The following is a 21,661-nucleotide window of genomic DNA, read 5'->3' as shown; positions in this document are numbered from 1 at the left end:
CATGCGGACCGACCTCCTAACGGTCGGTCCGTTGAATCATAAAATCGAGTCCGTGGGAATCCCTGGCGACTCAACCCGACCCCAGAGCACTCTAGTGCACTGATCCAGACAAAAGATGCTGTCCGCGTTTTCTTGTCTGGATCAAAGGCGCCCTGACTTCAAGATGTTGTGCGGCGAGGCGGCCAAGGCAGACCCCCATGACCGCAAGAATCGCCGCACAAAGGACTGAGTCTATTCCGGTGCCCTGAGCCCGACGGTCGTGACGGGATTTGCCAGGCACCGGACGGCCTTTGGGCCGCGACCGCCTCGATCAGCATCGTGCTTCACAAGGGAGACCTTATTTCTCGAGCTTAAGAAAATAGTCGAAGATTTCCGGGACATTCTTGTCACCCATGCCGGCCTCAAAAGCGGCCTGCAGGTTGGATGAGGTCCCTTCGGCAATCCGGGTCCGCGACCCCAGATCCTCGACCATGCTTAGGAAATACTTGAGGTCCTTGTTTGCATTAGCGATGGAGAAGCCCAGGTCGCTTATACCGTCTACAGCGTACTTCTTGCAGAACTGCATGAAAGGCGAACTCGAGGGGCCGCTGGCCATAATGTCGAAGAGTTGTTGACAGTCGACACCGGCGCGCTCGGCCACGGCGAAGGCCTGCGCCATCGTGCAGACGGTGGTCATCCCCATGAAATTGTTGATCAATTTTGTTGTGTGACCCGCTCCAAGCGCACCAAGGTAGAAGATGTTCTCGCCCAGCACGTCGAGGACCGGTTTAACCCGAGAGAACGTCGTCTTGTCACCTGCGGCCATGATATTGAGAAGCCCGTCCTTGGCATGGGCCGGCGTGCGGCCGAGCGGGGCATCGACCATGCCCACACTCTTGCCCGCGAGATCGGCTCCGATCTTGCGGGTGGACGCCGGGATCGACGTTCCAAAATCGATCAGCACGGCGCCTTCCCTGATGCCGGCCAGAATACCATTGTCGGCATAGACCAGCTTCTCGACAACCGCAGAGGTGGTGAGGCAGAGCATCACGATGTCACTGGCCGCAGCCAGTTCGGCGGGCGAGGTTGCCTCGGTGGCGCCGCGGGCAACGGCGGTCGCCACGGCCTCCTTGTTGAGGTCCATGACAACCAAATTGAAGCCGTTGTTCTGCAAGCACTCAACCATGTTTCCGCCCATTAGGCCGAGGCCGATAAACCCGATAACAGGCTTTGTCATGTCTGTCTCCTGTCGAGATTTCTGTATGTTTGGTCAGGATCGCGATACTGATACCAACGGTCATTGAGAATGACCTTTGGCATGGAAATATCGAGAGCACATCCACGCACGGCTCTCGTGCCATCGGGTACTGAGCGCGCACAGTTGGAAACGGCGTGAGGACCGGCTTGTCCCTCCCCGGGGATCACGCGGAGTCGGAAAGCGCCCGGATCCCGGCCTCGGCGACCTCTCGGTCTTGTGTCGGCGTTCCGGAACTGACGCCGATACCGCCGACCACCTCGCCCTCGACAAGAACGGGCAGGCCGCCCCCAATCACCACCATGCGCCCGCCCAAGGCGGACGAGAGTCCGTAGGCCGGTTTGCCGGGCTGACTGACCTCCCCGAGGTCGTGCGTGCCCTTTCTGGTCCCCACCGCGGTGAAGCTTTTGTCCATGGCGAGTGCGACGCCGGTGACCTTGCTCCCATCCATCCGTTCGAGAGCGATCAAGTGGCCGCTTTCGTCGGTCACCGCGATGCACATCGGCACGCCGATCTCCTCTGCCTTGGCCCTTGCACCGGCGATCAGCACGCGGGCATCGACCAGGTCCAGCCGTACGATGGTCATCATGGTGCTCTCCTTTGTTCGCTGCACTGAACTGACCGCCCCCCAGGCAGGTCCGACCGGAATGTCACGTCCCGGATGACGATACGGATGAGGAGATCCGCGCCCGGATGCCCGACGTCCGAGGACGTCCAGAACGAAGACGGTTCCGCTGGACGGGTCCGGCGTCCTGTGCGGGGTCTTCGCCCTGGACCCGCTCGTTCGGCCAGTCACCGGCGGACCGCGGCCTTGCTCATGCCGTTCCAACGCACGGGATGACCGCCGAGAGCTTCAGGGTGCAGGCACTGGCCGTCAGCCGGACCCGTATCCGATCCGGCCTTGGCCAACCCCATCCAGCGCATCCGCCACCGTCATGTCCGAAAACTCACATCGGACCGCCGGCAGCCGCACCTTGAACGGGGTCAGCGGCGGCCAGGTCCGGGCGCCTTTGGTCGACGGGCAAGTCGCAACACGACGGCGGTCTGCCTCTTTTCAATAAAACCGCCGCCTCATAAACAGACATCACCGCCCAAGACCTGGAAACATGCTCATATTTCTCCGGATCGACCAGACCATTACTCCGCTCCATTCTTCGAGTCGAGATCCGCGCCCTCCTCCCGCGCCAGGGCCGCGCGCCGTGAGCGGTTGCGCTTGCCGATCAGGTGCCGCAGCAGCGGCATGAACAGCGTCATCGCCGCCAGCAAGAGCAGCCCCGCCGTGATCGGCCGCGTGTAGAGGAAGTCGTAGCTGCCGCTCGATAGCGACAGCGCCCGGCGGAAATTGGCCTCCGCCATCGGCCCCATGATCAGGGCCAGCACCACCGGTGAGGCCGGGAACCCGTACTTCTGCATGAAGTATCCCGCGACGCCCGCCGCCAGCATGATGAAGGTGTCGAACATGGAGTTGTTGAGGGCGTAGGTGCCGACGATACACAGCACCAAGATGGCCGGCGTCAGGATCGACTTCGGCATTTGCAGAATGCGGCCCATGAAGCGCAGCGACGCCAAACCGAGCACCAGCATCAGCACGTAGCAAACCAGCATTCCGGCAAACAGGGTGAAGAGCAGATCCGCGTGATCCTGGAAGAGCAGCGGCCCCGGCTGCAGGCCTTGCAGCGTCAGCGCGCCCAGCATGACCGCCGTCACCGCGTCCCCGGGGATGCCGAGCGTCAGCATGGTCAGCATGGCGCCGCCGGTGCAGCCGTTGGACCCGGCCTCGCAGGCCGCCACGCCCGATGGCTCGCCGCGACCGAAGGTCTCAGGTGTCTTGCTGAAGCGCTTGGTCTCGCTGTAGGCGATGAAGGCCGCGATGTCGGCGCCCGCCCCGGGGATCATGCCGATCGCCACGCCCAGCGCCGACGAGCGGCCGACGGTGGGAAGCATCTTGCGAAAGAGCGACCACGGCGGAATGATGCGACCGAGCGCCGCCGCCACTTCGCGGCGCAGGTCCACGTCCTCCAGCGACTTGAAGGCCTCGGCCGCGGCGAACAGGCCGATCATCACCGGGATGAAGGGCACGTTGAAGAGTTCCGTCATGCCGCCGGTGAAGCGCGGAAAGCCACCCATCGGATCGAGCCCCACGGTGGCGATGAGGAGCCCGACAAAGCCCGCCATCAATCCCTTCACCAGCGACCGGCCCGAGATGCTGGAGATGATGCTGAGGCCGAACACGGCCAGCGCGAAGCTCTCCGATGCGCTGAACTCCAGGGCGAAATTGGCAAGCACCGGCGCCAGGAAGATCAGCACGAAAACGCTGAACGTGCCGCCAAGGAAGGAGGAGAACGTCGCCGTTCCGAGCGCCAGACCGGCCTGGCCCCGGCGGGTCATCTCGAAGCCGTCCATGGCCGTGGCGGCCGCCGCCGGCGTGCCCGGAATCTTCAGGAGGATCGCGGTGATCGAGCCGCCATAGATACCGCCGAAGAACACGCCACTGATCATCAGAAGGCCGGACAGGGGATCCAGGCCAAACGTAAAGGGCAGCAGGATCGCCACGCCCATGGTCGCCGTCAGACCAGGCAGCGCGCCCAGCACGATGCCGAGGGCCACGCCCACGACGGCGAGAAGCAGCGCGAAGGGTTCGCTGGCAAGGCGCTCGAAGCCCTGAAGGAGCATGTCGATTTCATGCACGTCTTCTCTCCCTTGACGAGGGCTTGCGACTATTCGAACAGGCTGCCGACCGGCAGTGGAACATGCAGGCCGTAGGAGAAGGTGAAGTAGACCAGCGCGGTCAGCCCGATCGCGATCAGCGGCGTCGTCAGGAGGTTTCGTCGTCCCATGAGGACCATCAGGGCGATCACGTAGACGATCGTCGAGGCGACGTAGCCGACGTAGACGATGGCCACCAGGCAGATGAGCGTCAGCGCCACGCCCGCCGCCACGGCAAGATAGGCGTTTCGGCCCTTGGGCTTGGCCGCCTCGGAAAACTGGCGGCCGCGCAGCGTGCCCGCGACGAGCAGCAGGCTAAGGACGATCAGCACCCCGCTGTAGATGATCGGGAACCGCGCGGGACCGACATCCGTGCTCAGACGCACCGCGGGAAAGTGCTGGGTGCCCAGGATCGCGGCGACCGACACGCCGACGACGATGGCGGCGATGATGAGGTTGGCGATCGTTTCAGCGCGGCGCGCTCCGGCCGTGGTCTCGTCGGATGCAGGCTTCATGACCTCACCCCGATCGTGAAGGCAGCCCCGGCGCTTGCGCGGCCGGGGCTCTGGGTTGATCTCAGTTGGACATGCCGAGCTTCGCCATCATGTCGGCGAAGAACGCATCGTCTTTCTGCATGACCTTCGCGAAGTCCGGGGCATCGGCGTAGGCCCAGGTGAGGTTCAGCTTGGTGAGCGTGTCGCGGAAGGACTGTTCGTCGGCCGTCGCCTTCGCGGCCGCGCGCAGCTCGTCGACGATGTCGTCCGGCGTGTTCTTCGGGACCACGATGCCGCGCCAGGTGGTCACGGTGACGTCGTAGCCTTTCTCCTTCAGGGTCGGGACGTCCGGGAAGGTCTGCGAGCGGTCCTCGTTCATCACCGCGAGGATCTTCAGCTTGCCGGCCTGGACCTGGCTGACCACCTCGGCGGGGCTCACCGTGACCGCCTCGATGTGACCCCCCAGCAGCGCCGTCACGGCCGGGTTCGCGCCGTCATAGGGGATATGGTTGAAGGTCACGCCGCTGGCCTCCTCGAGGGCGACCGCCGCGAGATGCCAGATGGCACCGGTGCCCGAATTGCCGATGCGCACGGCATTCGGGTTCGCCTCGGCGTAGTCCATGAACTCTTCGATCGTCTGCCATGGCGCGTCCGCCTTGACGGTGACGGCGCTCGGCTCGGCGTTGAGCCGGGCGATGGGCGTGAAGTCATCGACGGTGAAGCTTGCGAGGCCCATATGCGGCAGCATGGTGATCTCGACGGTGCCCATGCCGATCTTGTAACCGTTGGGCCGCGCCGCCATGATGGCGCTGAGACCGACCGCGCCCGCGCCGCCGGTCTTGTTCACGACGCCGATGGGCTGCGGGAGATGCGCCTTCGCGGCATCGGCGAAGGCACGCGACACGAGGTCCGTTCCGCCACCGGCCGAATAGGGCACCACGAGTTCGATCGGCTTGTTCGGATAGTCCGCGGCACCGGCGGCGCCGGCGAAAGCGACCGCCGTGGCAACAACGGCGCCGGACAGCATAGTCGTCCATTTCATTGCACAGTCTCCCTTTTTCTCTTCTCTTTCCTTCCGTCGGTCTATGGCTCCGACATCTCCCATCCGACGACTGGCAAATGCCGCCTTCGAGCGCACGACGCTCAAGCGGGTCCAGGACCGCGCCATGCCTCGATGAAGTGACGGGCCCGCACCGCGACCTCCGCCGCGTCGATCCCCGGCTTGTAGAGGGCCGACCCGAGCCCGAATCCGCTGGCCCCGGCCTCCCGGAACGGCGCCATGGTCTCGGGCGTGATCCCCCCGACGGGAAACAGCCGCGTCCCCGCCGGCAGCACCGAGCCCATGGCCTTCACGGCGACCGGCTGGATCATCTCGGCCGGAAAGATCTTCAGCGCGTCGGCGCCGGCCGCCAGTGCCGCGAAGGCCTCGGTCAGCGTCGCAACACCCGGAAGACAGATCAGGCCGGCCGCCTTGGCCGCCGCGATCACCGCGGTGTCCGCATGCGGCATGACCACGAGATCCGCGCTAATCTCCGCCAGACGAGCCACATCGCCGGCCTTCGTGACGGTTCCGGCGCCAACGATCGCGTCCTCGGCCAGACACGCGCGCATGGTCTTGATGCTATCGAACGGGTCCGGTGAGTTCAGTGGCACCTCGATCAGGCGAAATCCGGCCCCGTAGAGCGCCTCGGCGTGCGGCGCGGCCTCAGCCGGTGTGAGTCCGCGCAGAATGGCGACCAGCGGCAGCGCCTGGATCGCCGCCTCGTACCGAACCACGAGCGAGCGAGAAGACATGGGAAACCTCATCAGCGGGAGAGATCGGCGTGGCCGCCGCGGCGAAGCGCAACGGACCCAGGGGGGCCGTGGTCTCGCCGAAGGCGGCGGACTCCACCCCCGGCACGGCCGGCGCGCGCGCGTGGCGGCGGCGAAGACCGGCATCCCCGCAGAGCACGAGGGGCGGGCTCTGAAGCCCATGCCGGCTGGACGGACGGTGGCGCACCGTGCCACGCGCATCCATCATGAGGACGGCGCGCGGACTGGAGGTCCCCCGGTCGAGCCCGATCGATGGAGACGGGGAGACAGGCGACACGGTCATGGGCGCCCCCATCCGAGGTCGACGGAAATCGCCTCGGCGGTCGCGCGCACCTGCGGTCCCAGTTGGGCCATGCGGTCGTCGGGCATGTAGAGAATGGCGCTGGTCACGCTGACGGACGCGACCACGCGGCCGGACACGTCCCGGATCGGCGCCGCGACGCACCGGATGTCGGTCTCGTTTTCCTCGAGATCATAGACCCATCCGGTCTCGCGATAGGTCTTCATCTGGTCGGCGTAACGCGCCCAGGGAATGGGGTTGGGCCGCCCCCCGGCCTGCCGCTTGAGAAGCGTCGCCCGGTCGTAGAAGTCCTTCCACCGCTCCGCCGGCAGGTCGAGCATCAGCGCCTTGCCCAGTCCCGACGTGGCCAGCGGCATGTGCTGACCGATGCGCGAGCGCATCAGCAGCCCGCGCGAGCCCGAAATCTTGTCCAAGTAGAGCACGTCCGAGCCGTCCAGGACGCCGAGATGGATGGTGTCGCCGGTGCTCCGCGCCAGGGCCTCGATATGCGGTTTGGCCAACGCCACGACCGGGCGTTCCTCCAGCGCAGCCATGCCGAGCCGGATCAGCTTGGGGCCAAGGAAGTAACCGCCATAGGGAATGTGGTGCAGGTAGCCGTCCGCAACCAAGCTGGAGAGCATCCGGTGCATGGTGCCGCGGGTCGTCCCCATTGCGGACGACAACCCCTTCACGTCGCGAACTCCGTTCGCCACCAGTTCGAGGACCGTCAGCCCCCGCATCAAGGTCTGGGTTCCCGCCACCGGCGGCTTACGCTGCGAGTCCGACGGACTCATCGCCCCTGTCCCCTCCCGCGTCCGGGCCATGTCCCCGACGTGCTAACCATTCATAAGCCGCACCTCGCCCCTGATGTCAAATAAAAACATGTCTGTCCACATAGTGATACAATCCGCTACGCGACGGGGTGCCGGTCGGCGTGGCCGGCTCAACCCGGATCGGGACGCCGCGCCGCACCCCGCCCCCAACCACGCCTTGGCTTCCTCGGTGCGTTGAGGAGACCTGGACAGCCCTGGGCATCCACCCATCGCCAAGGCACAGTATGATGGGCGCTCAAACGAACCGGTTGATGAGGTTTTCGAGGAACTCCTGTCGTCCGGACCGCAGCGGTGGATTGATGCCCTCATGCTCGACCCGGGCGGCGATTTCCTCCAGGCTGCGGTCGCCCTTCAGCATCGCCTGGGCCTCTGCACCCTGCCAGTCCTTGTAACGCTCATTGAGGAAGGCGTCGTAGGTTCCGTCTTCGATGATCGCGGCGGCGGCCTTCAGACCACGCGCGCAGGTGTCCATTCCGCCGATATGGCCATGAAGCAGGTCCACGGGATCCACGGATTGGCGCCGCAGCTTGGAATCGAAGTTGGTGCCGCCGGTCCCGAAGCCGCCGGCCTTCAGAATGTGATAGTAGGCGAGCGTCGTTTCCTGAGCGTTGTTCGGAAACTGGTCGGTGTCCCAGCCCGACTGGTAGTCGTTGCGGTTCATGTCGATGGAGCCGAAGATCCCCAGTGCGGCGGCCAGCGCCAGTTCGTGCTCGAACGTATGGCCTGCCAGGAAGGCGTGGCCCACCTCGATGTTGACCTTGACCTCGTCTTCCAGGCCGTAGCGCCTCAGAAAACCGTAGACCGTGGCGACGTCGTAGTCGTACTGGTGCTTGGTGGGTTCCTGCGGCTTGGGCTCGACCAGGATCGTGCCCTTGAAGCCGATCTTGTGCTTGTAGTCGACGACCATCGACAGCATCCGCGCCATCTGGTCCAGTTCCTGGCCAAGACGGGTATTGAGCAGCGTCTCGTAGCCCTCGCGGCCGCCCCAAAGCACATAGTTCGCGCCGCCAAGGCGCATGGTCACGTCCATGTTGGCCTTTATGGTCGCCGCCGTGTAGGCGAAAACGTCCGGATCCGGGTTGGTCGCCGCGCCGGACATGAAGCGTCGATTGGAAGAGAGGTTCGCCGTTCCCCACAACAGCTTGACGCCGGTCTCGGCCATCTTCTTCTCAAAGACGTCGGCGATCGCGTCCAACCGGCTCTTCGACTCCGCGAAGCTCTCGCCCTCCGGGCGAACGTCGGCATCATGGAAGCAGAAGAACGGCACCCCGAGAAGGGCAAACAGATCGAAGGCGACATCGGCCTTCACCGTCGCCGCATCCATGCCCCCGTCGAACCACGGACGCTCGAAGGTCCGCCCGCCGAACGGATCGGTGCCTTCCCAGGCGAAGGAGTGCCAATAGGCGACGGCGAACCGCAAATGGTCCTCCATGCGCTTACCCAGGATCACCTCGTCCGGATTGTAGTGACGATAGGCGAGCGGGTTGGTCGTCTCCGGCCCTTCATACTTGACCGGCTCGATGCCTTTGAAAAAGTCAGTCATTGCGAGAGGTCTCCTCGATGGCAGGATAAAGCGCACGATAGCGCTCGTATTGATCGTCATAGGCCGCTGTGAGGTCGGCCCGGGGTTCAATGGTCTTGACGATCTTGGGCTTGGTGCAGACGCTTTCGGGAGCGGCGCCCGTAGCCGCGATCATGCCGAGGCGAGCCGCGCCGAAGGCGCCGCCGAAGTCGCCGTCCTCGGGCACCTCGACCGCCATGCCGAGGGTGGTGGCGATCATTTCGAGCCAGAGTTCGGACTTCGAACCACCGCCCACCGCGATCAGCGACGCGATCGTCGTTCCGGCATCGGATAGGACCCGATGGCAGTCCCGCACCGCGAACGCCACACCCTCCATGACCGTCCGCGCCATGGTGCGGGCGTCCGACAGATGAGAGAGCCCGACGAACGAGCCTCGGGCCTTGGCGTTGTTGTGGGGGGTCCGCTCGCCGGAGAGATAAGGCAGGAAGATTTCTTCCCCGGGGCCGTTGAACCCCTCGGTCACCATGCCCGCCAATTCGGCGGGTTTCCTGTTCACGAGCTTGGCCAGCCAGTTGAGGCTGTCGGTCGCCGACAGAAACACACCCATCTGGTGCCAGGTCCCGGGGATCGCGTGACAGAAGGCGTGAACCGCGCCCTCCGTATTGGGCCGGAAGGTCTCGTTGGAGACGAACAGGACGCCCGACGTGCCGAGTGAGACGAAGCCGGCGCCCGGTTCAATGGCGCCGATGCCGCAGGCCGAAGCGGCGTTGTCACCACCGCCGCCAGCCACCACCGGTGGTGTTCGCACGCCCCACCGCTCGCACAGAGACCGTTTGAGCCGGCCGGACACCTCGCTGCCCTCGACCAGCGACGGCATGGCGTTGCGGGTCAGCCCAGTCGCGGCCAGAAGCTCGTCCGACCAGTCGCGCTTGGCGACGTCCAACCACAGCGTTCCGGCCGCATCCGACATGTCGGAGGCATAGGCCCCGGTCAGATGCAGGCGGACATAGTCCTTCGGTAGCAGCACCTTGGCGATGCGGGCGTGGGTGTCCGGCTCGTGCTTCCTTACCCACAGAACCTTGGGCGCGGTAAAGCCGGGCATGGCGATGTTACCGGCAATCCGCCGCAGCGACGGAAGACTCTCCTCCATCTCGCGACACTCGTTCGCCGAACGCACGTCGTTCCACAGGATCGCCGGGCGAATGACCGCATCGTTCGCGTCGAGCAGCGTCGCGCCATGCATCTGGCCCGACAGGCCGACGCCTTTCAACGCGGCCATCTGGCGTCGATGGCGGTGCGCCAGACCGTCCACCGCCTCCAGAACGGCGGTCCACCAGTCATCCGGCGTCTGCTCGGAAAAGCCCGGCCTCGGTCGCGACACCGTTAACGGTGCGCTGGCGTCCGCAAGGGCCCGGCCCTCGGCGTCCAGAAGCATGGCCTTGACGCCAGAGGTGTCCACATCGATTCCGAGAAAGCTCATGTCCGTCTCCTTGCCGGCCGTCCGCGTTTCGATCGTTCGTTTCTGCCGACGTTGACTCGGGTAGGGGATGCCGGGTGGGACGCGCCCCACCGCGGCGCCGCGCGACACCTCGCGTTCCGTTTCGTGTCTCAGGGGGTCATGGCTTAGGTCTTGGCGCTGGTCGCGATATCGACCCATACCGCCAGAAGCAGGATCGAGCCCTTGACGATCATCTGCCAAAAGGTCTCGACACCCAGCATCGACATGCCGTTGTCGAGGCTCGCCATGATCAGGGCGCCGATCAGGGCGCCGTAGACCGTGCCGGAGCCGCCGCGCATGGACGTGCCGCCAATGATGCACGAGGCGATGGCGTCCAACTCGCCGAGATTGCCCGCCGAGACGGAGCCGGCCGCCAGCCGCGCCGTCGTGGTCAGGCCCGCGACGGCGCACATCAGGCCGACGAGACCGAAGACGGCGAGCTTGACGACCTTGACGTTGACGCCCGACAGCCGCGTCGCCTCGACATTCGACCCCACCGAATAGACGCGCCGGCCGAACACCGTCTGCCTCGAGATCAGCGTAAAGACACCAAGGACGATGCCCAGCACCAGGACCGGGATCGGAATGCCGCGATACTCGTCTAGCATGATCACGAAGCCGGCGATCACGACGCCGATGCCGATCAGCTTGAGGACATCCTGCCACAAGGGAGGCACGTCAAGATTGTACCGCCTGCGCTTGGCGCGGGAGCGGAAGATCAGGACGCCCACCAGGAGAAAAACGAACCCGGCGAGGAGATCGCCCGCCAGACGTGGCAGATAGGCTTGGCCGATCAGCACGAGGCCGGGCGAGACAGGGGCGACGGTCGACCCGTCGGTGATGCCCAGGAGCACGCCGCGATAGGCCATCAGTCCGGCAAGGCCCACCATGAAGGACGGAACACCCCGATAGGCCACCCACCAGCCGTTGAACAGGCCGGCCATCAGGCCCAGGGCGAGAACCGTGAGGATGGTGGCGAGAACGGGGAAGCCGTAGACGACGTCAAGAATGGCCGCGACGCCACCCAACAGGCCCAGGAGCGATCCCACCGACAGGTCGATCTCTCCGGATATGATGACGAACACCATACCGGCCGCCAACATCCCGGTGATCGCCATCTGCCGCAAAAGGTTCGAAAAATTGCGTGGAGTCAGGAAATAGCCGTCCGTCAGCCAGCCAAAAAGAAGCCAAATTACAGCAATTACAAAAAGGAGGCTAAGGATCTTGTATCGACTAAAAATTGTGGCGAAACTTTGCATACCCCCGGTAGACATCTACATGGTCTCCCATATTATATTTACACCCTGACCTTACGTCAGGCTGCCTGCCGGCGTTTTGTGAGAGCGGCGGTCAAAATCTTTTCTTGCGTCAACGTTCCGTCATTGACGAAGTCGCCCCGCACTTCTCCGTCGCCAATCACCAGGACGCGGTCGCTGATCCCCAGCACCTCGGGCAGTTCCGAAGACATCATCACAATGGCGATGCCGTCTTTGGCGAGGCCGTAGATCAGCTTGTAGATTTCGTACTTGGCGCCCACGTCGACGCCGCGCGTCGGTTCGTCCAGGATCAAGACGCGCGGCTTGGGCAGCAGCATCTTGGCCACCACGGCCTTTTGTTGATTGCCGCCCGACAGGCTGGTGATCGCCAGAAGCGGGCTCGCCGTCTTGATCGACATCGCGTCGATCTCATGGCCTATGACCGAGAACTCGGCCGCCTCGTCGATCAACCCGAAGCGCGCGAACCGTGGCAGGACGGCCAGGGTGATGTTCTGACCGATGCCCAGCAGCGGCACGATGCCATGCCGCTTGCGGTCCTCGGGCACCATACAGATGCCGTGCGAGACCGCGTCCTGCGGGGTTTTGACCTCGATACGCCGCCCGTCGAGATGGATGTCGACCGAGTGCGGCCCCTTGTAATGGCCGAACAACGCACTGGCCATTTCGGTCCGGCCGGCCCCGACCAGCCCGGCGATCCCAAGGATCTCGCCGGCGCGCACCGTGAAGGAGACGTCATCCACCTTCTTCTTGTCGGGATTGATCGGGTCGTGGCAGGTGACGTGTCTCACATCGAACACGACCTCGCCGATTGCATGAGGTTCGCGCGGATACTTTTCCTTCAACTCGCGGCCGACCATCATGTGGATGATCTTGTCCACGGTGAGCGCGGCCATCGGCGCCTGACCGATGAACTGGCCGTCGCGGATCACCGCCACGGTGTCGCAGATGGCCTCGATCTCCTCAAGCTTGTGAGAGATGTAGACGCAGGCGATGTTGCGGTCCTTCAGCCCGCGCACCAGGTCCAGCAGGGTCCGCGTTTCCGATTGGGACAGCGCGGAGGTGGGCTCGTCGAGGATCAGCAGCTTGGCGTTCTTGCCGAGCGCCTTGGCGATCTCGATCAGTTGCAGGATGCCGCCGCTGTAATGGGAGACCGGAAGCGCCACGTTGACGTGGGACATCTTCAAGTCGGCCATCAACCGGCTGGCCTTGGCGTTCATCGCCTCGTAGTCGAGGACCCCACCCCTGGAGGCGACCTCGCGACCGAGGAAGATGTTCTCGGCGACGGACAGCTCGGGAACCAGCATCAGCTCCTGGTGGACGATGACGATTCCCGCGCGTTCCGTTCTGCGGATGGTCCGCGCCTCAAGCGGCTGCCCTTCCCAAATGATCTCGCCGCTCCACGTGCCGTGCGGATGGACCGCGGACAGCACCTTCATCAGCGTCGACTTCCCGGCGCCGTTCTCGCCGCAAAGGCCCACGACTTCGCCGGGCCGCACCTTCAGATCAATTCCGTCAAGAGCCTTAACGCCGGAGAACTCTTTGACGATCGTCTTCATTTCGAGAAGATAGTCGGACATGAGAGGCTCGATCCTCCCGAGTGGACGGAACCGGCTCCAGGGACGGGCCGATCGACAGCCCCGCACGCGGGACCTCCCGGACGGTCGCGGGACGGCGCGAGGCCGCCCCGCCGCTCGGCTCACGGCTGACCGTGGACCTGTGCCTTGGTGTAGAAACCGTCGTCGATCAGAACATCAACGTTGTCCTTGGTGATGTTGATCGGGGTCAGGAGCACGCTGTCGACATCCTTCATGCCGTTGTCGATCTTGTCGGTGTAGTCGGGCTGATCGCCGTGGACCAACTGGACCGCGAGCTTGGCCGCTTCGGACGCGATCTGCCGCAACGGTTTGTAGACGGTCATCGTCTGGGTGCCTTCGACGACGCGCCGCACGCCGGCCAGATCGGCGTCCTGACCGGAGACGGCCACCGTGCCGGCCAGGCCCTGCGCCGCGAGCGCCTGGATGGCGCCGCCGGCGGTCTCGTCGTTGGAAGCGACGATGGCATCAACATCGTTGGCGTTGGCCGTCAGCACGTTTTCAATGATCGACAGCGCCTCCGTCGGGCTCCACTCCTTGGCCCATTGGTCACCGATGATCTCGATGGCGCCCGTGTCGACCAGCGGCTGGAGAACGTTCATCTGGCCCCGGCGCAGCAGCTTGGCGTTGTTGTCGGTGGGCGAGCCGCCCAACAGGAAGTACCGGCCGGTCGGCTGTGCATCGACCACGCCCTGTGCCTGCATTTCGCCAACCCGCGTGTTGTCGAAGGAGATGTAGGCGTCGACGTCCGCGTTCAGGATCAGGCGATCGTAGGAGACGACCGGGATGTCGGCGCTCTTGGCTTCGGCGACGGAGTTGGTCAGGACCTCCGAGTTGAACGGAACGATGACGATGGCATCGACGCCCTGGGCAATCATCGTTTCGATCTGCTGGATCTGGCGCTGCTCGTCGGCGTTGGCCGACTGTACGTTGACCGTCGCCCCCAGCTTCTCGGCGGCTTCGATGAAGTAGTCGCGATCGCGAGCCCAACGCTCAAGGCGCAGGTCGGAGATGGAGAACCCCAGCACCGGATGCTCCGGACTGGCGGTTGCCGGCGCCGTCAGCGCTCCCAGGCCGATCGCCGTGACAGCAAAGCAGCGCGCGACGAACAGCGGTCTTGTCCTCGTCCTCGTCATCATCTTGTCTCCCGGTTTGGCACCAGGGCGCGAGCTTCTCCCGGCTCAGGTGACGGTTACGCGCATGGCGACGCGCACCGCCCAATCGCCCCATGTACCCGCCACGGCCGTCACGGCCCTGTCGAACAAACGGTTTGACCTTGCCGAGGTCCTGTCGCCGGCCGACATCGCGTTGATGTGAGCGCTAACATAAATCCTCGCCAAAAATCACAATCACTTTACGGCCTTTTCAACCATTGTCAACGTTTCGATTTGCCGCGGCAGGCCCGACGGAGGCACGGTGCGCGATGGTGTGCGAAAAGGTCTGCGTGCGGGGTTCGACCGGCTCCTTCCGGCGCCTTTGCCGTACCGCCTCCGCGAGCATCTCCACGGTTGCCATGGCCATCTCGGCGATCGGCTGTCGAACCGTCGTCAATTCGGGAAAGATGGTGGTCGCCAGGGAGGTGTCGTCGAAGCCGCAAACGCTGAGGTCTTCGGGAATCATGAGGTGTCGTCGATGACCGGCGGCGATCACGGCCGCCGCCATGTCGTCGTTGCTGGCGAAAATCGCTGTCGGCCGGTGCTGCAAATCGAGCAGTGTCTGAGCCGCGAAAAGACCCGAGCGATAGGAAAAGTCGCCACCGACGATCAGGTCCGGGTCGTCGGCGACCCCGCTTTCTCGCAGGGCACAGCGGTAGCCGTCCAGGCGGCGACCGCTGCCCGGATAGTTGGGGTTGCCGACGATGAAGCCAATTCTGCGATGACCGAGGCACAGCAAATGCCGGGTCATGTCGAACGCGGCCTGTCTGTCATCGATGATCGCCTCGAAGCTTCCCGACAGCGGCGTTCCGGAGACGAAGGTCGCCGTGGGCATGTCGACGTCGTGCAAGGGCGTGACGATGTCGGGGACGTCGAAGAACGGAAACGGCAGGATGACGCCGTCGACTCGACTCTCGACCAAACGCTTTGACAATGTCGAGAATGGCTCCTGGTCGTGGCAGCTCTCGACCAGAAGCTGAACGTTTCTTTGCCGCGCGCCCGTCAGCGCCCCGACCAGCACCTCGCTGAGATAGGTGTTGCTGGGATTCGTATAGAGCAGGGCCAGCTTGGTCTGGCCTGCTCGGGCCAGGACCTGAGCCGCGGAATTGGGCGCGTAGCGGAGCGCCTTGATCGCCCTGTCGACCCGCTTGCGCGTTTCCTCACGCACGGCGGAGTCCTTGTTGATCACGCGCGAGACGGTCATCGACGACACACCCGCGAGGTCGGCGACATCCTTCAGTGTCGGCGCGTTTCCGCGACGACGGGGTGTTCTGGCTTTGACGTTCTCGCGCATGCCTGACCGAGGTCCCGTGGAGGGGTGTGGGAACCGTGGGCAAGGGGTCCGCCGCCGCGAGCGCCTGGAGTCAGGTGACGGCGGGCCGCTTGTCCACAGCGGTGGTCATCGCGGATCTCCGGTAGAGCCTTGTCGCCAAACCAGGACCGAAGACAGGAGACCCGATGATCACCGATACCATGATGGACCGGCCGGCGCTGGTCGCCAAGACGCCCGGCGCCGATGGGCTGCGCGAGATCCGCGACCACGGCCGCGCCGGCGGCGAGACCGCCGTGACGACCCGCGAGTCTGACTCGATACGCCGTGACGGATTTCAGGCTCTTGCGACGAGGCGCGTGGCCCCCGTCGACGGCTCGGGGGGCGGCTCGGGGGCGGCCTCCGGCGTCTCCCCGGAGAGACAAGGCAACGCGCACAGCCGGATCCGGGGTGTCGAGGGACTTGTGATGTCGGCGGGGACTGAAATCATGCGCATTGACTAAAACGTCATAGTGTTACGTTTTAGCTTGACCGCATCCAGCCTGACATGGTATTTCGGAAACAAATTTGGGGGAAGTGAAGTGACTGGACGCCCTGCCCGAGACCAGGGTCTGTTCCAGTGGGAGCATTCCTTCAAAATCGAAGTAAACCGTGCTGGCGGAATGCTCGCCGCACGGCGACGTCCGGCGCCACCCAGCGCGCCGTCACCGACTGCGCTGCCTGATATCGATCGGCGCCCGCTGGACCGGGAGAGGTGCTAGGAAACCGATGAAAAGTTTCAACTTTTACCAACCAACTCGTTTGCTCTTCGGGTCCGGCCGGCGTGTCGACGCGGGCGCCGCCGCGAGGGATCTGGCGGACAGCGCCCTGTTCGTTGTCGATCCCATGCTTTTGACGGTCGCCGCCGACAAGGTGGAGGACGTTCAACGATCGCTTGGTGAAGCGGGCGTGCGCGTCGTGACGTCCACGGATGTCGTGCCCAACCCGACGCTGGATGCGATCCAGCGCGGCGCCGAACTGGCCAAGGGCGAAGGTGTCAAGGCGGTAATCGGCATGGGTGGCGGCAGCGCCATCGACACGGCCAAGGCGATCGCCGTGGCCGCGCGTCATCCCGGCACCGCATGGGATTATCTTTACTTCAAGAAGGCGCCGACCGCCGCCACCTTGCCGATCATGGCGATCAATACGACCTCCGGTACAGGGACTCAGACCTCCAAGGTTTCGGTCTTCACCAACACTGCTGAGACCTGCAAGTCGGCGATCTGTGACGACAATCTTCTTTGCCGTGTCGCGATCATCGATCCCGAATTGATGCTGAGTCTGCCGGCGCACGTTACCGCCGCGACAGGCTTCGACATCTTCACCCACACGTTCGAATCCTACATCAACACAGGCGCATGCGAAGCGGTCGACGCCATTGCGCTCGATGCGATCGCCAGGGTGTTGCGTTCGCTGCCGGTGGCGGTGACCAACGGGTCCAATCTGTCCGCGCGCGAGGATCTGGCCTGGGCCGACACGCTAGCCGGTCAGTGTCTGGCCAATGTCGGCACCACGCTGCCTCATGCCGCCGGCCAGCCGATCAGCGGCCACTTCCCCAAGGTCAGCCATGGCGAGTCCCTGGCGGTGATCTACCCGGCGTTCGCGGCCTTCACCTGGCGCGGTGCCGTGAGCAAGTTCGCCAGGGTTGCGCGCATGTTCAATCCGGCCTTGGCAACGGCCTCGGACGAGGTGGCCGCTCAGTCCCTGGCGCTGGAGGTTGAACGCTTCCTCAAGTTGATCGGACTTTACCGCCGTCTGGATGATTTCGGCATCACGTCGAACGATATCCCGCCGATCCTGGCCCACGCCATGGAGTTCCCCGACAACCAGGGCAATCCGGTCGTGCCGAGTCAGGAAGACATGCGGCAGATCTACATGAAGAGTTTCCGCAATGCCTAGGGCCTGTTGGCACTAGTGCAGCGACGCATTCAAGGGAATCCCCCTTGAATGCAAACGTCGCTGCACAAAAAGCGGACTGCATCTGTCTTCTGAATCAGTGCACGAGGGGCACGACCACGGTTGAGAAGAAGGCGGCGTCGACGCCAAGATTTTCTGCACGGGACGCGCAAGCGAAAGAGGGCGGCACGACATGGACGACATGGGAGGGGTGGATGTCCGCAGCGACGGGTGCGCACGCGACACGAGCCTTGGAGGCTGATATCGATAAGCCGATCCTCAGGGCCTGCGGCGTGGTCAAGCGGTTCCCGGGTGTGTTGGCGCTCAACAACATACAGCTCGACCTGCGGTGCGGCGAGGTGCATGCGCTGTGCGGGGAGAATGGGGCGGGCAAGTCGACCTTGATGAAGGTCGTGACCGGGCAACTCCAGCCCGACGAGGGCGAGGTCACCTACAAAGACCAACCCGTTCGCTTCGATACCCTGCAAGACAGCGAAGCCGCCGGCATCACCATGATTCACCAGGAGCTGAACCTGGTGCCGCACCTGACTGTCGCGGAGAACATCTTCCTCGCACGCGAGCCGAAGACGGGGTGGTTTGTCGACCGCAAGAGAATGGAGGCCGACGCGCAGATCTTCCTTGATCGCCTCAAGGTCGATATCAAGGCGTCGGACCTTGTGCTCTCCCTATCAGTCGCGCGTCAGCAAATGGTGGAGATCGCTAAAGCTCTGTCGCTCAATGCTGAAGTGCTCATCATGGATGAGCCCACCTCGGCGCTCACCGAGTCCGAAATCGACCAGCTGTTCGACATCATCCACGACTTGAGACGCCAGGGCGTCGCCATTGCCTACATCTCGCATCGACTGCAAGAGCTGAGCCGCATCGTCGACCGGGTCACCGTGATACGGGACGGCGGCTATGTTTGGACCAAGCCTTTTGATGACGTCTCCGTGGACGACATCGTCGCCGCCATGGTCGGCCGGTCTTTGGAACAACAGTTTCCCGAACGCGTCTCCAGGCCGACGGATCACGTGATCTTCGAGGTCAAGAACCTCTCCGGCGCCAAGAACTGCAAGAACGTCAGTTTCAACCTGCGCCGCGGCGAAATTCTCGGCTTTACCGGCCTGATGGGGGCGGGTCGCACCGAAACCGCGCGGGCGATCTTCGGTGCCGACCCCAGGCTGTCGGGCGATGTGATGCTGGAGGGCAAGGACATCACCGTCGCGAGCCCCGTGGACGCGATCAAGGCGGGCATCGCCTATCTGTCTGAAGACCGCAAGCTCAACGGTCTTTCCCTCAAGATGACGGTCAAAGAGAACATCACGATGGCCAATATCGAGGCCGTCGTCCGGCACGGGCTGATCGACAACACCGCCGAGGCACAGGCCGCTCGCGCATCCGTCACCAAGCTCGGAATCAAGACGCCATCGATCGATCAGGTGGTGCGGAATCTTTCCGGTGGCAATCAGCAGAAGGTCGTCATCGGCAAATGGCTGTTTCGCGAAAGTCGCGTGCTCTTCTTCGACGAGCCGACCCGCGGCATCGATGTCGGCGCCAAGTTCGCGATCTACCAGTTGCTCGACCAGTTGGCGAACGAAGGCATCGGCGTGGTGATGATCACGTCGGAATTGCCCGAAGTTCTTGGAATGACCGACCGGGTCGTCGTTTTCCACGAAGGCGAAGTGTCGGGAATTTTTGAAACATCAAAGACCAATCAAGAAGAGATCATGCAGTACGCCTCCGGCGTCAAGCGCATGACCATGTGACGAACACGCTGGAGGAAAAGGAATATGGCCGGTCTCGACTCGGTGACGCCGCACGCCAAGCCGTCCATCGATCGCAAGGCGATCATGCAAAAGTTCGCCGCTCTCGCCGGGCTGGTTTTGCTGATGATCGCGTTCTCGCTGACCAGTGACGCCTTCCTGACCGTGAGCAACATGGTCACCATCGCGCTTCAGACGTCGACCATCGCGCTCATTGGCATCGGGGCGACCATGACCATCATCACGGCCGGTATCGACCTCAGCCTCGGCTCCGTGCTGGCCCTGGCCGGAGTGATGGCCGCCATGGCTGCACAGTTCGGCGTTCCTGTGCCGCTCGCCCTTCTGATCGGCGTGGCGACGGGCGGTGTGTGTGGCATGTTCAACGGGCTTGTGATCACACGGCTGAGATTGCCGCCGTTCATCGCCACCCTCGGCATGATGATGATCGCGCGCGGCGTCGCGCTCCAGATCACGGGGGCGCGACCGGTCTCGGGGCTTCCGTCCGAGTTTGGAACGCTGGGTAACGAGTCCTTGTGGCGTGTCGTCACCGAGACCGCAAGTGGCTTTCCCAAGATCGTCTTCCCGGGACTTCCCTATCCGGTGATCCTGATGGCCGTTCTCGCCGTGATCATGGCGATCGTGCTGCGCAAGACCCCCTTCGGGCGCCATCTCTATTCCATCGGCTCCAATGAAGAGGCGGCCCGGCTGTCCGGCGTCAAGATCTCGAAGGTCAAGGTCGGCGCCTATGTTCTGTCCGGGCTGATGGCCGGTGTGGCCGGCATCGTTCTGATGTCGCGTCTTGTGACCGGACAGCCGAACGAGGGCGTGGCCTACGAACTCGATGCCATCGCGGCCGCCGTCATCGGGGGCACCTCGCTCGCCGGCGGCGTCGGCACCATCTCGGGAACCATCATTGGCGCCTTCATCATCGGCATCCTGCGCAATGGGCTGAACATGAACGGCGTGTCCAGCTTCACGCAGATGATCATCATCGGACTGGTCATCATCGGCACGGTCTGGATCGACCAGCTGCGCAACCGCCGCTGAGGGGACGCTCGTCCCGGCGAGCTTCCGCCGGCAGCAGAGCCCACCGATGCCAGTCAAAGGACACGTGGCGTCCGACGGCGGGTCTCCTGTTCCGAACGACCCACCAAAGCCGTGCGCCTCGCGTGAAAGATCGGGTCTGCCATCCGGCCGGATCACAGACCCGACCAAAGGAGGAAAGGAGAGTTCCATGAAGACCGTGATCATCGGACTGATGGCCGCGACCGCAATGATGGCGTGCGCCCCGGCATGGGCCCAAAGCAAAGAAATCGCCGTCATCGTCAAGACCGCCAACTCGAATTTTTGGCAGAACGTCAACAACGGCGCCCAGGCGGCCATCGAGCACCTGCCTGATTACACGATGACCTTCCAGGGTCCGGCGGCCGAATCCAACGTGGCCGATCAGGTCAACATGGTGGATAACGCGATCAACAGACGCGTCGCGGGCATCGTTCTGGCCCCCTCCGATCCTGACGCTCTGATCCCATCGGTCAAGAAGGCCTGGGAAAATGCCATCCCGGTCGTCCTGATCGACAGCGGGCTCTCTGAAGACGGCACGAAATACTATCAATCGTTCCTGTCCACCGACAATAAGACGGCGGGCGAACTCTGCGCCAAGGAGATGATCGAGCGTATGGGCAACGAGGGCAAGGTTGCCATCATGTCCTATGTGCCGGGCGTCGGCTCGGAGATCGGGCGCGTCGGAGGGTTTACCGATTACATCAAGGCGAACTCCGACATCGAGATCGTGGGACCGCTCTACTCTCAGTCTCTCATGGCGACCGCGTTGAATCAGACGGTCGATACCCTGGCCGCCAACCCCGATCTGAACGGCATTTTCGGCGCGAACGAACCCACCGCCGCGGGCATGGGCCGGGCGATCGAACAGGCCGGCAGGGCTGGGCAGCTCACGGCCATCGGGTTTGACGGCAATCAGGACCTGCAAGACTTCGTGCGCGATGGCACATTGGACGGCATTGCCGTGCAGGGCTCCTTCCAGATGGGAGACCTCGGCGTTCAGACTGTTGCCAAGATCATCGCCGGCGAAGAGGTCGACAAGTTTATCGACACCGGCGTCGTATTTGTCACCAAGGATAACATCGACGCACCCGAAGCCCAGAACGTTCTCTACTAGAACCTGTTGACAACAGGGGCTGTGTAACCTGATGTCTGGAAATTTTGTTCGTGGGGGCGCACCTGCGTGCCCATCCGTGGGGCGAGCCCCACGGATGGGCTACCCTCCATTC

At 63.8% G+C, this 21,661-nt stretch carries 19 protein-coding genes; 6 read left to right on the top strand and 13 right to left on the bottom strand.

All coding sequences use genetic code 11. The annotated features are described in order from the left end of the window. Positions 1–337: 337 nt before the first annotated feature. From GGD89_RS20590 to xylF, 12 genes are all read right to left on the bottom strand, one after another. On the bottom strand, positions 338–1,243 hold the full coding sequence (locus tag GGD89_RS20590; RefSeq protein ID WP_343058647.1) for an NAD(P)-dependent oxidoreductase: 906 nt from the start codon (positions 1,241–1,243) through the stop codon (positions 338–340). 157 nt (positions 1,244–1,400) lie between these two features. Beyond that, positions 1,401–1,823: a GlcG/HbpS family heme-binding protein gene (locus GGD89_RS17870; RefSeq protein WP_184048281.1), complete on the bottom strand. Its 423-nt coding sequence runs from the start codon at positions 1,821–1,823 to the stop codon at positions 1,401–1,403. A 548-nt stretch (positions 1,824–2,371) separates the two neighbouring features. Beyond that, positions 2,372–3,922 (bottom strand): tripartite tricarboxylate transporter permease, encoded by a 1,551-nt coding sequence (locus tag GGD89_RS17865; protein ID WP_184048278.1) that lies wholly within the window; start codon positions 3,920–3,922, stop codon positions 2,372–2,374. Positions 3,923–3,951: 29 nt separating this feature from the next. Beyond that, on the bottom strand, positions 3,952–4,455 hold the full coding sequence (locus GGD89_RS17860) for a tripartite tricarboxylate transporter TctB family protein (protein WP_184048275.1): 504 nt from the start codon (positions 4,453–4,455) through the stop codon (positions 3,952–3,954). Positions 4,456–4,516: 61 nt separating this feature from the next. After that, a complete protein-coding gene (locus GGD89_RS17855) occupies positions 4,517–5,476 on the bottom strand; it encodes a tripartite tricarboxylate transporter substrate binding protein (protein WP_184048272.1) in 960 nt (319 codons plus the stop codon). Positions 5,477–5,577: 101 nt separating this feature from the next. Next, positions 5,578–6,228 carry a 2-dehydro-3-deoxy-6-phosphogalactonate aldolase gene (locus GGD89_RS17850; RefSeq protein ID WP_184048270.1) on the bottom strand — a complete coding sequence of 217 codons (651 nt, stop codon included), beginning with the start codon at positions 6,226–6,228 and terminating at the stop codon, positions 5,578–5,580. 297 nt (positions 6,229–6,525) lie between these two features. Continuing rightward, a complete protein-coding gene (locus tag GGD89_RS17845; RefSeq protein ID WP_221238548.1) occupies positions 6,526–7,320 on the bottom strand; it encodes an IclR family transcriptional regulator in 795 nt (264 codons plus the stop codon). A gap of 274 nt (positions 7,321–7,594) precedes the next feature. Continuing rightward, complete coding sequence (gene xylA, locus GGD89_RS17840; RefSeq protein WP_184048266.1) at positions 7,595–8,902, bottom strand: xylose isomerase; 1,308 nt, start codon at positions 8,900–8,902, stop codon at positions 7,595–7,597. Then, positions 8,895–10,361, bottom strand: coding sequence for a xylulokinase (gene xylB, locus GGD89_RS17835; protein WP_184048264.1), 1,467 nt, complete (start codon positions 10,359–10,361; stop codon positions 8,895–8,897). Before xylB ends, xylA begins: the two co-directional genes overlap by 8 nt. A gap of 143 nt (positions 10,362–10,504) precedes the next feature. After that, entirely contained in the window at positions 10,505–11,638 is a 1,134-nt protein-coding gene (locus tag GGD89_RS17830; protein ID WP_246423205.1) for a sugar ABC transporter permease, read from the bottom strand. A 56-nt stretch (positions 11,639–11,694) separates the two neighbouring features. After that, positions 11,695–13,233, bottom strand: a complete 1,539-nt coding sequence (locus tag GGD89_RS17825; RefSeq protein ID WP_184048260.1) for a xylose ABC transporter ATP-binding protein — start codon at positions 13,231–13,233, stop codon at positions 11,695–11,697. A gap of 119 nt (positions 13,234–13,352) precedes the next feature. Beyond that, positions 13,353–14,276, bottom strand: coding sequence for a D-xylose ABC transporter substrate-binding protein (gene xylF / locus GGD89_RS17820; protein ID WP_343058646.1), 924 nt, complete (start codon positions 14,274–14,276; stop codon positions 13,353–13,355). Here xylF and GGD89_RS20255 point away from each other — a divergent pair. Then, positions 14,260–14,565 carry a hypothetical protein gene (locus GGD89_RS20255; protein ID WP_246423204.1) on the top strand — a complete coding sequence of 102 codons (306 nt, stop codon included), beginning with the start codon at positions 14,260–14,262 and terminating at the stop codon, positions 14,563–14,565. The genes xylF and GGD89_RS20255 overlap by 17 nt on opposite strands. Before the next feature lie 48 nt (positions 14,566–14,613). On the opposite strand, the gene GGD89_RS17815 is transcribed toward GGD89_RS20255, so the two are convergent. Continuing rightward, positions 14,614–15,696, bottom strand: coding sequence for a LacI family DNA-binding transcriptional regulator (locus GGD89_RS17815; protein WP_184048258.1), 1,083 nt, complete (start codon positions 15,694–15,696; stop codon positions 14,614–14,616). Between the two features lie 164 nt (positions 15,697–15,860). Between GGD89_RS17815 and GGD89_RS17810 the strand changes: the two genes are divergently transcribed. From GGD89_RS17810 to GGD89_RS17790, 5 genes are all read left to right on the top strand, one after another. Beyond that, positions 15,861–16,175 (top strand): hypothetical protein, encoded by a 315-nt coding sequence (locus GGD89_RS17810; RefSeq protein WP_184048255.1) that lies wholly within the window; start codon positions 15,861–15,863, stop codon positions 16,173–16,175. 265 nt (positions 16,176–16,440) lie between these two features. Then, on the top strand, positions 16,441–17,610 hold the full coding sequence (locus tag GGD89_RS17805; RefSeq protein WP_184048251.1) for an iron-containing alcohol dehydrogenase: 1,170 nt from the start codon (positions 16,441–16,443) through the stop codon (positions 17,608–17,610). Between the two features lie 212 nt (positions 17,611–17,822). Further along, positions 17,823–19,373, top strand: a complete 1,551-nt coding sequence (locus GGD89_RS17800) for a sugar ABC transporter ATP-binding protein (protein ID WP_184048248.1) — start codon at positions 17,823–17,825, stop codon at positions 19,371–19,373. A 42-nt stretch (positions 19,374–19,415) separates the two neighbouring features. Next, positions 19,416–20,417, top strand: a complete 1,002-nt coding sequence (locus GGD89_RS17795; protein WP_343058645.1) for an ABC transporter permease — start codon at positions 19,416–19,418, stop codon at positions 20,415–20,417. Positions 20,418–20,604: 187 nt separating this feature from the next. Then, positions 20,605–21,549, top strand: a complete 945-nt coding sequence (locus GGD89_RS17790) for an ABC transporter substrate-binding protein (protein WP_184048242.1) — start codon at positions 20,605–20,607, stop codon at positions 21,547–21,549. Positions 21,550–21,661 lie beyond the last annotated feature (112 nt).

It is taken from the genome of Roseospira visakhapatnamensis (assembly GCF_014197915.1).
Lineage (GTDB): Bacteria > Pseudomonadota > Alphaproteobacteria > Rhodospirillales > Rhodospirillaceae > Rhodospira > Rhodospira visakhapatnamensis.
This window is presented reverse-complemented; position numbering and strand designations above follow the sequence as displayed.

Bases quoted from the DNA above. Each gene is read 5' to 3' on its own strand.
- GGD89_RS17870 (WP_184048281.1), bottom strand. From the start codon at position 1,823: ATGATGACCATCGTACGGCTGGACCTGGTCGATGCCCGCGTGCTGATC.
- GGD89_RS17860 (WP_184048275.1), bottom strand. From the start codon at position 4,455: ATGAAGCCTGCATCCGACGAGACCACGGCCGGAGCGCGCCGCGCTGAA.
- GGD89_RS17855 (WP_184048272.1), bottom strand. From the start codon at position 5,476: ATGAAATGGACGACTATGCTGTCCGGCGCCGTTGTTGCCACGGCGGTC.
- GGD89_RS17850 (WP_184048270.1), bottom strand. From the start codon at position 6,228: ATGTCTTCTCGCTCGCTCGTGGTTCGGTACGAGGCGGCGATCCAGGCG.
- GGD89_RS17845 (WP_221238548.1), bottom strand. From the start codon at position 7,320: ATGAGTCCGTCGGACTCGCAGCGTAAGCCGCCGGTGGCGGGAACCCAG.
- xylA (WP_184048266.1), bottom strand. From the start codon at position 8,902: ATGACTGACTTTTTCAAAGGCATCGAGCCGGTCAAGTATGAAGGGCCG.
- xylB (WP_184048264.1), bottom strand. From the start codon at position 10,361: ATGAGCTTTCTCGGAATCGATGTGGACACCTCTGGCGTCAAGGCCATG.
- GGD89_RS17830 (WP_246423205.1), bottom strand. From the start codon at position 11,638: ATGCAAAGTTTCGCCACAATTTTTAGTCGATACAAGATCCTTAGCCTC.
- GGD89_RS17825 (WP_184048260.1), bottom strand. From the start codon at position 13,233: ATGTCCGACTATCTTCTCGAAATGAAGACGATCGTCAAAGAGTTCTCC.
- GGD89_RS20255 (WP_246423204.1), top strand. From the start codon at position 14,260: ATGGAGAACCCCAGCACCGGATGCTCCGGACTGGCGGTTGCCGGCGCC.
- GGD89_RS17815 (WP_184048258.1), bottom strand. From the start codon at position 15,696: ATGCGCGAGAACGTCAAAGCCAGAACACCCCGTCGTCGCGGAAACGCG.
- GGD89_RS17810 (WP_184048255.1), top strand. From the start codon at position 15,861: ATGATCACCGATACCATGATGGACCGGCCGGCGCTGGTCGCCAAGACG.
- GGD89_RS17805 (WP_184048251.1), top strand. From the start codon at position 16,441: ATGAAAAGTTTCAACTTTTACCAACCAACTCGTTTGCTCTTCGGGTCC.
- GGD89_RS17800 (WP_184048248.1), top strand. From the start codon at position 17,823: ATGTCCGCAGCGACGGGTGCGCACGCGACACGAGCCTTGGAGGCTGAT.
- GGD89_RS17790 (WP_184048242.1), top strand. From the start codon at position 20,605: ATGAAGACCGTGATCATCGGACTGATGGCCGCGACCGCAATGATGGCG.